We start from the raw sequence: 11,182 nt of genomic DNA on the forward strand, positions 1-11,182 counted from the left end.
GCAAGTTTCCAAGCATACGGCGTTTATAATATTCCTAGTTTTCGACGATTTTATTATTTATTTATTTTTGGATAAAATGTTTTGTTTGTGTTTTTTAAACCATCCAAATGATTTTATTTGTTGGTTTGTTATTTTTTGATGACAAGTTTTACATAATATTTTTGTTTCTTTGTTTCTTATACTTTGCATATTCTTGTTTCTCACTGTTTTCGTATGATGAATCTCTAATGAAACTCCTTCTACTAGACAGTTTTCACATTTAACAGCTTGCAATCTATCCGTTAGTTTGGTTCTACCTTTGTAGGTATTTGTGTTTATTGTTAAGTTTATATCCTTATTTTGATATTTCCTTAACTTTTTCACGTAGTTCCAATTAAACAGAGGCCAAGTATCCCATTTGGCTTTGGTTTTGGTTTCATATTTAATTCCAAAACTTTTTCCTATTTGATATCTCTTCCGCGCTTTTGCAAGTGAGCTTTTATCCTTTCCAGCAAGAGTTTTTAATAAAGAATATGTCGCGTAATAATACCATTTGCCTAATTGAGAGATGTTTGAAATATAACTATAATAATTTATGTATCCGTTCATGATGGCTTTATAAGTTCTTATTATTTCTAGTTTCTCAAAACATATTAAGGATTTATCGTGGATAATTTTATTATTTTTATCTATCCATCCTAATTCTTTTGTTTTTTTCTCAATTAATTTTTTCCCTATTTTAAGTTGTGGTTTTCCATTTAGACTGGATTTGGTTAATTTCCTTTTAAGATTATCTTTAGTTGGTTTTACCGATAAGTCATAACCTAAGAATTCAATTCCTTTTTTTGTCTTTTGGATTTTTGATTTATCGTTTGAAACTTTCAATTTCAATTTTCTTTCAATAAATTCAACTACCATTTTCTTAATTTGATGTGGTAATATCTTACTTTGACAACTTATCCCGATAATGAAATCATCTGCATATCTTAAATATTCGATTCGAATTGGTTTGCGTTCACCATGTTGAGTTATTTTTAATTCTTTTTTTAGTCTGTTAACTCTTTCTTTATCTTTTTCTTTTTTGGCTTTCTTAATATTCCTACATATTTTTCTATATACAGGATTATCTTTTACCTTCATGAATTTGGATAGTTCCTTTTGGAGGTTTCCTATATATTTATCTAGTTCGTTTAGTACGATGTTTGATAAAATAGGTGAAATAATTCCTCCTTGAGGTGTTCCCTCCATGGTTTTTATGTATTGTCCTTGTTTCATGACTCCACTTTTTACCATTTTAGCAACTAGTTTTTTGACTTTATATTTTGAAATATCTTTGTCAATGATTTCATATAGCGTTTTATGATTTACTGTGTCAAAAAATTCTTTTAAATCGATTTTGATAAACCAATTAATTCCTTTAAATCTTTGTTGAAAGCGTTTTAAGCAATCATGGGTTGATTTTCCAGGTCTAAATTCATAGCTGAATTCAGAGAATTTTGGTTCATAATATGCTTCCAACTGTTTTCTTATTACCTCTTGGACCGTCCTATCCTTGATGGTAGGAATGCCTAAAGGTCTTAATTTGCCATTTGGTTTTGGGATTTCTATTCTTTTTACTGGTGAAGGTTCATATGTTCCCTTTCTAATTTCCTTATTCCATTTTTGAAGTTTCTTTAAATCTACTCCGTCGATGGTTTGGAAGTCAATTCCAGTTGTACCAGCTCCTTTATTTGTTGCTACCTTTTCAAAAGCTACATAGTAGCTTATGATATTGTTGGTTAACCATTGATAAGTTCGCTTCGATACGTTCTTGTTATCTTTTGATTTCGTCTCAATTCTGTTTAAATGCGTAGTTAGTTTTGAAATTTTACTTTCATTTGATAACATACAGTCATCTCCCTTCTACGTCTTTAAACTCGGAATATTATTTCCTCTTTCGCCCTATATCATGCTTTCCATGACTTCCTGGTTGGGCGATTATCTGAATTATTCCAAATTCAGTTTTACTCCAACGACTACTATGATTCTGCTTTTTCCTTGAATCCATAAGACTTTTTATCTTCTTATGTTTAGGTTTTAACCTTGATTTTTAGGAAGATCCAAGTTACTCTTATTAACTACGTGAATTCTTTAGGGACGCTGACCTTGGCATTAACTTATGAGTTTTTAATTCTTAAGATAGGTAAATACCGTTTAGCTAGGTGAGTTAGGATGTTAGTATTAAAACCAGATAAGGATTTTATCCTCTGATAATATAAACAATCATCGTCATTAATTATTTATTTCCATCCTACAAGTCATTTCAATTCCTTTTGTCTTGGTTGCATTATTGCCCTTCTTTCCTGCGTTTAGGTTCATTTCAGAACTTCTCCTTGGAATTCTTTCTTCTTGCGAAATACTCTTGGCTATGAATTTCACCTCAATTCGCTTTTATTCTTTGCTATAATCTATCATTCTTTCGTTTGATAAACCAAGAATATGAAGTATGTGATTATCACACATTGCGATTCGTTAATTCGCTGTTAATAAGGCCTCTTTGGCGCCCGACAATGAATGACATATTTTTTTCTCCTTTAAGTGAATTTTGGTATAAAAAAAGATTCATATAGAATGAATCTTTTTAATTGTTAATAATTGTTAGTTTGGTTTTGTTTTTTTAAGGGCTGGGCGTTTTTTTTTTTTTTTATTTATATGCCTTTGCGTGTTCCCTCTCTCTTTTTTTTCTTTTGTTGTTTTTTTGTGGTTAAAATAAAAAAAGACTCACTGAAGTGAGTCTTTTTGATGTTATTCTTTTATTGTGCCGTCGCGATTGTAATGGGTAGTTTTTGTTTTTCGGGTGTTACCATTGTATTCTTCAATTTTACAAATATAGTCATCGGGGTGGTAGTGTGTTGTTTTAATTAGTTTTTCATTATAGTTATATTCTGTGATATAGTCAATAGTTTCATCAGGGTTATACCATGTTATTTTGGTATGTTGACCATTTTCGTTGTATTCGTTGATGTACCAAATATGTTGGTTATCAGGTCTGTATTGTGTTTGTTTAATTATTTTTCCATTTTCATTGTATTCGTCGATTTGTTTGATTGTTTGACCGTCAGGTTGATAGAATGTCCTTTTAATTTCTTGGTTGTTTCCATTATATTCATTAAAACTAATATATTCAATAGTTTGGCCATCAGATTTGTACCATATTCTTTTAATTGCTTGGTTGTTTTCATTGTATTCTTCAATGTACCAAATAGTTTTGCCATTTTCTTTGTACGATGTACTTTTAACTAATTTTTCGTTTTCGTTGTATTCTTGAATTTCATTAATTCGTTCACTTGGTTTGTGTAGAACAAAATCTGGCCAATAAGTTATTATTTTGTTATCAATTACTTGTTGATATCTGTCTTTAACTTTTTTTTGTAGTTTGGTTGTTAGTGTTTCAGATGTTACTGGGATTCGTTGTTTAACTGGTGTTGGGTTTTGTGAGTCATCTTGCGGTAATTCTTGTCGTCGGTTGATAGTTACAGCTGATTTTTGTAGGTTATTTTGTGACGGTTCTTGTTGTTGTAACGGTTCAACTGGTGGCGTTGTGCTAGCTGGTTGTGGTTCATTTTGCGACGGTTCTATTTGTTGTTTTTTATTTTCATTTTGTTCTGATGATTCATTTTGTAATGATTCTATTTCTTGTTTTTTATTTTCATATTGTTTTTGTATTTCAGTTTGTTTTTTTTCTAATTGTTGATTGTTAGTTACAGCTGGTTTTTGTGGCGTATTTTGTGAATTTGGTGTTGTTGGTTTGAATTTGTTATAATAATACCGACTAGAACCAATTAAAATTATAAAAATAATTGATATTAGAATTATTTGTTTTGAGTTCATGATTTTTTTTCTTTTCTTTCTTTTGATATTTATATTAAAATTATAAATTAAATTATAAAAATTAATGTTTTGTAGTTTCTAATTTTTTTGTTTTTTTATAATTTAGTTTATTTTTTTTAATTGTCTTTGCGTTTTTTTTTTTTTTTTGTTTTTGTGTTGTGATAGGCGATTCAAATCGCCTGGTTTTTGTACGATTAAAATAAAAAGACTCGTTAAATTAGTCTTTTTTAAGTTATTTTTTATTGTGCCGTCGAGGTTGCTAGTATGTTGTTGATTATTTCGCCGTTATCATTGTATTCTTCGATGTAATCAATATTTTGACCGTTGAGGTGGTAGAATGTTGTTTTAATTTTTTGTTTGTTAATAGGGTTGAATTCTTTAATATAATTGATAGTTCCATTAAAAAGGTTACTAAGTATTATTTTTAAAATGTTCTTTCATTTTCATCATATTCTTGAATTTGTTCAATAGTTCGACCGTTAGGTTGTAAGTGTCTTTAATTCTTTGATCGTTGGTAGGATTGTATTCGTTGATTAAATTAATAGTTTGACCGTCAGGTTGATAAATATGTGTCTTTAATTCTTTGGCCGTTTTGGTTGAATTCAACAATACATAAAATAGTTTGTCGTCGTTGTAGGTTGTTCGTTTAATTAGGTTTTTATTTTTTATTGTAGTCTTCGATAAAAAGCAATAGTTAGACCATCGAGCTTATATTTTGTTTTTTTAATTGGTGGATTTGTTTCATTATATTCTTCAATGTAATTAATAGTTTGACTATTAGGGTGGCAAAATATTTTTTGATTTGGTTTTTATTTAAATTAAATTTGAATTTACAACTTTTGGTTCTATTTGTTGTTTGTTATTTTATTTTGTTTTTGCTTAGTTTTTAAATAAAATAAATAAACTAATTAAATAAAAAAACATAAGAATACAAATAATAATAATTTTCTTTGTTTTATTTTTTTTTTTTGAATTATTATTCATGATTGTTTTTTCCTTTTTTATATTTATATAAAAATTATAAATTAAATTATAAAAATTAGTGTTTTGTAGTTTTTATTTTTTTAAATTTAATTATTTTTAATTTCCTTTGCGTTTTTTTTTTTTTTGTTTTGTGTGTGGGTGGTTGGGATTGATAATGAAACAGCTGATTTTTGAAAAAATCAGCTGTTTGAATGGGGTTTGTTTTTTTTATTGCCTGTACGTTTTTTTGTTTTTGTTGTTTAAAATAAAAAAAAGACTCGTGTAAATGAGTCTTTTTAATGTTAGTTTTTTTATTGTTTTAATAAGATTTTATTTTTTAGTTTTTTTTAATAGTTCCATCAGGGTTATAATATGTGATTCTTCCAATGGTTCCATTAAGTTTATAAGATATGTTTTTAACTAATATTTCATTTTCGTTGTATTCTTCAATGTTCCGAATAGTTTGGCCGTTGGGTTGGTAATATGTTGTTTTAACTAATTTTTCGTTTTCGTTGTATTCGTTGATGTAAAAAATAGTTTGACCGTTAGGTTGATAGAATGTTGTTTTGTTCCTTTTTTCATTTTTGTTGTATTCGTTGATAAAATCAATAATTTTGCCGTTATCTTGGTAGTTTGTACTTTTAACTAATTTTTCGTTTTCGTCAAATTCATTAACAAAATCAATAGTTTGGTCGTCGTTTAGATAGTATATTGTTTTAATTTTTTGACCGTTGGGGTTGTATTCATTAACACTAATCGAATTAATAGTTTTACCATCTTTTTGATAGTTTGTTATTTTAGTTTTTTGGCCGTTGGGGTTGTATTCTTCAATTGTTCGAATAATTTCATTATAGGGATAATAATATGTTTTTTTTATTAATTGATAATTTAAATTATGTTCTTGAATATACCAAACAGTTTTGTTATCGGGGTACGGATGCATTGTTTTACACGATGGTTTAATTTTTTGATATTCTAATTCGAGTTGATTTATTTTTTGTTGTGTGGTTTCTTCAATAGTTAAAGAATCAATTTTTGTTTTGTTTGATTTTAATATATAAAAACTAATTCCAATAAAAATTATTGATATAATAATAAATAATAAAATATTTTTTTCTTTTGAATTCATATTTTTTTCCTTTTTTTTCTTTTAATATTTATATAAAAAATTATAAATTAAATTATAAAAATTAGTGTTTTATAGTTTCTAGTTTTTTTTATAATTTAGTTTTTTTTAATTGCCTTTGTATTAGTTTTTTGTTTTGTTGTTTTTTTTTTTTTTTTGTTTTTGTTTGTTGGTTAAAATAAAAAAAGACTCACTTTAAGTGAGTCTTTTTAATATTGGCTTTTTATTGTTCCATCGGGGTTGTAGTGTGTGGTTTTGTTTCTTTGGCCGTGTTCATTGTATTCGTTAATTTGTTTGATAGTTTGGCCATTAGGGTGATAAAATGTTAATTTAATTAATTTTTCATTTTCGTTGAATTCACCAATTGCATCAATAGTTTGCCCGTCGAGTTGATAGAATGTTGTTTTAATTCTTTGACCGTTGGTAGGGTTGTATTCTTCAATTTTCCAAATTATTATGTTATTAGACCAATAGCTTGTCTTTTTAACTAATATTTCGTTTGAGTTATATTCTTCAGTAATTTTGCTTTCGTCTTTGTCTATATATGTTTTTATGTTTGTTTGTAGTGTTTTAATTTCTTTTGATTTTTTTGTTGAAGTTAATTTAGTTTTTTGTTCTGTATTTTTTTCAATAGTTGAAGGATTATTTTTTGATTTTAATAGATAAATACCGACTCCAATAAAAATTATACAAATAATAATAAATAGTAAAATGTTTCTTTCTTTTGAGTTCATATTTTTTTTCTTTTCTTTCTTTTAATATTTATATAAAAATTATAAATTAAATTATAAAAATTAGTGTTTTGTAGTTTTTTATTTTTTTTAAATTTAATTATTTTTTTAATTTCCTTTGTGTTTGTCTTTTTTTTGTTTTGTGTTGTGATAGGCGATTCAAATCGCCTGGTTTTTTGTATAGGGTTTTGTTTTTAAATAAAAAAAAGAACTAATTTAATTAGTTCTTTTAGTTATTTTTTGTGCTTTTGTTTGGTTTTAAAAATAAAAAAAATTATAATTTTGAAGGGTTTTTAGTATAATATTCAAAAATATCTTTTTCTGAAATAATATTATCGCTTGGATCAAAAAAATCATCTTTAAAATTATTGATCCAAGGTTCTTCTCGGTGTGTTTTATTTGTAAGTTCAACAGGTTTCATATTACCATATTTATTTAAAATATATTCAATTGATTCTATTTGTTCTTTTGTTAAATCAATAGATGTAAATTCGTTTTCTTTGATTAATTTAACAGGGTTATCACCATATCGTGCATTAATTTAAAATATAAATTAGGGAAAACTGGACCATAACCAAGCATGAATAGAATTAGAAAAAGTTCTTTGCTGAATCTTTTTATTTTTTTACTAAATAATGAGCGTGAATATATAATATAAAAGTTTTTGTAATTTTAAATTAGTTATTGTCGGATTTTTTAATAATATACTCTACTATAGTAAATAGAATGTTTTCTAAATTTGGTTCTTTCATATTAATGATTATTTTTTTCATTATATTTTTCTCCTTTTAATGAAAATTTAGGTATAAAAAAAAAGACTCTCAAAAATGAGAGTCTTGGGTTTATTTATTTTATATATTGTTTTTGTTGTTATTAAAATTTTATATTATTAATATAACATATTTTAAAAATAACGCAAATTTAAAGATTATAAAGTGCTTATTTTGTAAAAAAATCTTTTAAAGATTGATGAGTAATAATATTATTTTTCCATTTTTTGCGTGGATTATAAGCGTTTTTCCAAGGTTTTTCGTTATGAATTTTTATACTTAAATCATAAGAGCTTAAATTAATATAATTATTAAGGATTTTTTTAATAAATTCTTGAATTTCTTGATTTATTTCGTTGCCAGTTTTTCCTTCACAAATATAATTATTGGGAATTGTTTTATCTACAAAATTGAAAAATTCACCATAAATATGAGCAATAACAGGTCCAAACATCCAAGCTTCAATAGGTTCTAAAAAAAGTGGTTCGTTATATTTAGCAATATAATGGCCTTGAATATAATATAATAATTTATTAATTTTCATATTAGTAATTTTATATTTATCAGTATCAAAATGTTTAAGTAAAAAGTTAACAACATCAAAAACATTAACTTTTTCGTTATTATTTTTTATATTTTGATTCACATTTATTTCCTTCTTATTTTTTATATTGTATAATTTAACATATTTTTTGACGATTTTTAATTGTTTTTCTATTTCTTTAATGTGTTTTATAATTTGTTTGAAATTATTTTTCATTATTTATTTTCCTTTATTTTGAAATTTGGATGTAAAAAAAGACTCTCGAAAATGAGAGTCTTGGGTTTGTTTGTGTTATATATTGTTTTTGTTGTTATTGTTGTCTATTAATTTATCTATTTTTTTAAATGTTTCTATTATTATTTTTTTTGTTTCTTGTTTTGATTTTATAATTTTGTCCAGCCTTTCTTGATGGGATGACATTTCTTTTTTTAATAATTCAAAATTTTTGTTAATATTGTTTAATTTATTATCATATTTATCTATTTTATCGTTTAAATGATTAAAATTTGTTTTTAAATTAGATTTTAAATCATTAAAATTAGATTTTAAATCATGAGTGAAATATTTTGATGAAATTATTATTGTTATTATTATTGTTACGTTAGTTAATAACCAATTTAATGCTATAGTCATTTTTTTATTTCTTTCTTTTTGTTGTAAAAAATTTATCTTTTTATATTATTTTTTCATTTTTTTATAAAAATAATTATATAAATCATCGTTAGTAATTCTATTTAACGTAAAATCAAAATTTTCAAATCTATCTTGCCATGGGTCTTCTTTGTGTATTTGTTTGCTTAGTTCATTAGTACTTTTGTTTTTATATTTATAAAATACAAAATCTAATGCTTCTTTTTGTTTTATTGAAAGTTGATTATTAGTTGCTTTTGATGATTTAACTATTTTATTAAAAATAAATTTTCTAAATTCAAAGTATAAATCTGGTATAACAGGGCCATAATCCCAAGCTTCAATAGGTTCTTCAAATAAAGGTTGTTTATTATTATTCACTAAATAATAAGCTTGTGCATAATATAATAACTTTTGTAATCTGGTATTATTTATTTCTTGATTTTCTTGATGTGCTTTTTCAATTAAATAATTAGCAAAATCAAAGACGTTGATTTGATTTTTTTTAATGTCTTTTTTTATATCTAAATTATTTTTCATATTTAAATTAACTCCTTTGTTTTTAATATTAATTAAAATAAATTATAAATTATAATAATTATAATATTGATAAATAGCATTATCTGTAATGAGTTGACGACTATAATCTTCAACATCACTATCATATACGTCGGACCAAGAATCTTCAGAATGTGTTTTTTCTGCTAATTCCCAAGCTCCAAAATTACCATATTTTTCTAAAATATAATCAATTATTGTTTGGCAATTTGCCGATGTTATTTTATTTTTATTTCCTGATGGTGTTTCTTTTAAATCATTCAAACCATATGTTCGAAATTCAAAAAATAAATATGGAAAAACAGGTCCATAGGGCCAAGCCTCGATTTGTTTTTCAGCCGAATTAGTAAATAAAGTTTGATTATTTTTTACTAAATAATGAGCATAAATATAAAACATTAATTTTTGTAATTTAAGGTTACTAATATCATCGCATTTATCAATAATATAATTAGCAACATCAAAAATGTTGATTTGATTTTTTGTCGTGATTGGTTTTGTTCCTTTTAGATGATTGTTTTTTTTCATTGTATTTTTCTCCTTTTAATGAAAATTTAGGTATAAAAAAAGACTCTCAAAAATGAGAGTCTTGGGTTTGTTTATTTTATTAAAAATTATTTTTTATTTATATTTGATGACAAATTATGTTTTTTGTTATTATTATCTATTAATTTGTCCATTTTTTTAAATGTTCCTATTATTGTGTCTTTTAGTTCTTGATCTGTTTTTTCAATTTTGTTTAATCTTTCTTGATAATACGATATATCTTTTTTTAATAATTCACAATTTTTATCAATATTGTTTAATTTATTATCATGTATATCTATTTTATTATTTAAACGATCGACATGTTTATCTATTTTATCGTTTAAACGATTAAAATCAGTTTTTAAATCATTAAAATCAGATTTTAAGTCTTTTTTTAAGCTATTAGCGAAATAAAACGACGAAAATATTATTCCTATTGCTGTAGAAACATTTAATAACCAATTTAAATCTATATTCATTTTTTTTGTTTTCCTTTCAGTTTTTTTGTATTATGTATGTTTTTTTAATTATATTATTAATATAACATATTTTTAAAATAAATTAAATTTAAAGATTATAAAAGTTTGTCTTTTGTTTCTTGTTTTGATTTTATAATTTTGTCTAATCTTTCTTGATGGGATGACATTTCTTTTTTTAATAATTCTAAATTTTTATTGATATCATTTAATTTATTTTCACATTTATCTATTTTATTATTTAAACAATGAAAATGTCTATCTATTTTGTTATTTGAATAATTAAAACGTTTATCTATTTTATCATTTAAAAGATTAATTTCAAATTTTAAATTATTAGTAAAAAATTTAAATGAAATTATCGTTCCAATTATTGTCAAGATAGTTAATACCCAATTTAATACTATAGTCATTTTTTGTTCCTTTCTTTTTGTTTATATATTGTTTTTTTGTTGCCTTTGCGTTTGTCTTTGTTTTACTGTTGCCTTTGCGTAGTCTTTTGTTTGTTGCTGCTGTGTTTGGTTGGAAATTGAAACAGCTGATTTTTTAAAAAATCAGCTGTTTGAATGTAGTTTTGTTTTTTTGGTATTTAAAAAAGTGGTTTAAGCTGTGTGATTTTTTGTTAAACAATAATATATTATTAATTTTAATTTTATGTTTTTTATTTAATAATTTTTGATATTTCTTAATTGTTGTTTCTAATTTTTTCAATTGGTTTGAAAGAAAATATCGTTTAATTATTTGAGTTTTTTTAGACATATTGATATATGTTATTTTATTTTTGTCATAACAATAAGTAATTCCTGGTGAAATATAATATTTTTTATTTTTATATTGATTAACATTTTTAATTAATAAATTATTATAAGTTAAAAAAAAAGAATTAATTTCTTTCTTTTTTTTAGAATAAATTAAAATCAAAGTATTACAAATCTTTGAATTATAAATTTCTTTAGAAAAACTATTTTTAGTAAAACTAGATTTTGAAAGCAATTTAAATTGAAATG

General features: G+C 24.1%; 15 protein-coding genes. All 15 read right to left on the reverse strand.

Annotated elements, in window-relative coordinates:
- Positions 1–57: 57 nt before the first annotated feature.
- On the reverse strand, positions 58–1,866 hold the full coding sequence (locus KTO59_RS02675) for a reverse transcriptase domain-containing protein (RefSeq protein WP_284928488.1): 1,809 nt from the start codon (positions 1,864–1,866) through the stop codon (positions 58–60).
- Positions 1,867–2,763: 897 nt separating this feature from the next.
- On the reverse strand, positions 2,764–3,849 hold the full coding sequence (locus KTO59_RS02680; RefSeq protein ID WP_284928489.1) for a DUF2963 domain-containing protein: 1,086 nt from the start codon (positions 3,847–3,849) through the stop codon (positions 2,764–2,766).
- Positions 3,850–4,088: 239 nt separating this feature from the next.
- Positions 4,089–4,280, reverse strand: a complete 192-nt coding sequence (locus KTO59_RS04565) for a DUF2963 domain-containing protein (RefSeq protein ID WP_445083516.1) — start codon at positions 4,278–4,280, stop codon at positions 4,089–4,091.
- Positions 4,261–4,455, reverse strand: a complete 195-nt coding sequence (locus KTO59_RS02685) for a DUF2963 domain-containing protein (protein ID WP_284928491.1) — start codon at positions 4,453–4,455, stop codon at positions 4,261–4,263. The genes KTO59_RS04565 and KTO59_RS02685 overlap by 20 nt, the downstream gene beginning before the upstream one ends.
- 59 nt (positions 4,456–4,514) lie before the next feature.
- Positions 4,515–4,643, reverse strand: a complete 129-nt coding sequence (locus KTO59_RS04570; RefSeq protein ID WP_445083517.1) for a DUF2963 domain-containing protein — start codon at positions 4,641–4,643, stop codon at positions 4,515–4,517.
- Between the two features lie 506 nt (positions 4,644–5,149).
- Positions 5,150–5,941, reverse strand: a complete 792-nt coding sequence (locus KTO59_RS02690; protein WP_284928492.1) for a DUF2963 domain-containing protein — start codon at positions 5,939–5,941, stop codon at positions 5,150–5,152.
- 206 nt (positions 5,942–6,147) lie between these two features.
- The gene (locus tag KTO59_RS02695; RefSeq protein WP_284928493.1) at positions 6,148–6,672 is read right to left on the reverse strand and encodes a DUF2963 domain-containing protein; all 525 of its coding nucleotides are present in this window, start codon (positions 6,670–6,672) and stop codon (positions 6,148–6,150) included.
- 271 nt (positions 6,673–6,943) lie between these two features.
- Entirely contained in the window at positions 6,944–7,210 is a 267-nt protein-coding gene (locus KTO59_RS02700) for a Panacea domain-containing protein (RefSeq protein WP_320412677.1), read from the reverse strand.
- A 398-nt stretch (positions 7,211–7,608) separates the two neighbouring features.
- Positions 7,609–8,199 carry a Panacea domain-containing protein gene (locus tag KTO59_RS02705; RefSeq protein WP_284928494.1) on the reverse strand — a complete coding sequence of 197 codons (591 nt, stop codon included), beginning with the start codon at positions 8,197–8,199 and terminating at the stop codon, positions 7,609–7,611.
- A 75-nt stretch (positions 8,200–8,274) separates the two neighbouring features.
- The gene (locus KTO59_RS02710) at positions 8,275–8,616 is read right to left on the reverse strand and encodes a hypothetical protein (protein WP_284928495.1); all 342 of its coding nucleotides are present in this window, start codon (positions 8,614–8,616) and stop codon (positions 8,275–8,277) included.
- Between the two features lie 45 nt (positions 8,617–8,661).
- The gene (locus KTO59_RS02715) at positions 8,662–9,153 is read right to left on the reverse strand and encodes a Panacea domain-containing protein (protein ID WP_284928496.1); all 492 of its coding nucleotides are present in this window, start codon (positions 9,151–9,153) and stop codon (positions 8,662–8,664) included.
- 42 nt (positions 9,154–9,195) lie between these two features.
- Positions 9,196–9,699, reverse strand: a complete 504-nt coding sequence (locus KTO59_RS02720; protein ID WP_284928497.1) for a Panacea domain-containing protein — start codon at positions 9,697–9,699, stop codon at positions 9,196–9,198.
- Between the two features lie 86 nt (positions 9,700–9,785).
- Positions 9,786–10,178, reverse strand: a complete 393-nt coding sequence (locus tag KTO59_RS02725) for a hypothetical protein (protein WP_284928498.1) — start codon at positions 10,176–10,178, stop codon at positions 9,786–9,788.
- Positions 10,179–10,273: 95 nt separating this feature from the next.
- Entirely contained in the window at positions 10,274–10,588 is a 315-nt protein-coding gene (locus tag KTO59_RS02730) for a hypothetical protein (protein WP_284928500.1), read from the reverse strand.
- A gap of 133 nt (positions 10,589–10,721) precedes the next feature.
- Positions 10,722–11,182: hypothetical protein (locus KTO59_RS02735; RefSeq protein ID WP_284928501.1), on the reverse strand; the 461-nt coding region annotated here is incomplete at its 5' end.

Origin of the sequence: Candidatus Phytoplasma sp. AldY-WA1 (assembly GCF_020312115.2) — a bacterium.
Lineage (GTDB): Bacteria > Bacillota_I > Bacilli_A > Acholeplasmatales > Acholeplasmataceae > Phytoplasma > Phytoplasma vitis.

What these genes read in the sequence shown, in the direction of transcription:
- KTO59_RS02675 (WP_284928488.1), bottom strand. Translation starts at nt 1,866, where the DNA reads ATGTTATCAAATGAAAGTAAAATTTCAAAACTAACTACGCATTTAAAC.
- KTO59_RS02680 (WP_284928489.1), bottom strand. Translation starts at nt 3,849, where the DNA reads ATGAACTCAAAACAAATAATTCTAATATCAATTATTTTTATAATTTTA.
- KTO59_RS02690 (WP_284928492.1), bottom strand. Translation starts at nt 5,941, where the DNA reads ATGAATTCAAAAGAAAAAAATATTTTATTATTTATTATTATATCAATA.
- KTO59_RS02695 (WP_284928493.1), bottom strand. Translation starts at nt 6,672, where the DNA reads ATGAACTCAAAAGAAAGAAACATTTTACTATTTATTATTATTTGTATA.
- KTO59_RS02705 (WP_284928494.1), bottom strand. Translation starts at nt 8,199, where the DNA reads ATGAAAAATAATTTCAAACAAATTATAAAACACATTAAAGAAATAGAA.
- KTO59_RS02710 (WP_284928495.1), bottom strand. Translation starts at nt 8,616, where the DNA reads ATGACTATAGCATTAAATTGGTTATTAACTAACGTAACAATAATAATA.
- KTO59_RS02715 (WP_284928496.1), bottom strand. Translation starts at nt 9,153, where the DNA reads ATGAAAAATAATTTAGATATAAAAAAAGACATTAAAAAAAATCAAATC.
- KTO59_RS02720 (WP_284928497.1), bottom strand. Translation starts at nt 9,699, where the DNA reads ATGAAAAAAAACAATCATCTAAAAGGAACAAAACCAATCACGACAAAA.
- KTO59_RS02725 (WP_284928498.1), bottom strand. Translation starts at nt 10,178, where the DNA reads ATGAATATAGATTTAAATTGGTTATTAAATGTTTCTACAGCAATAGGA.
- KTO59_RS02730 (WP_284928500.1), bottom strand. Translation starts at nt 10,588, where the DNA reads ATGACTATAGTATTAAATTGGGTATTAACTATCTTGACAATAATTGGA.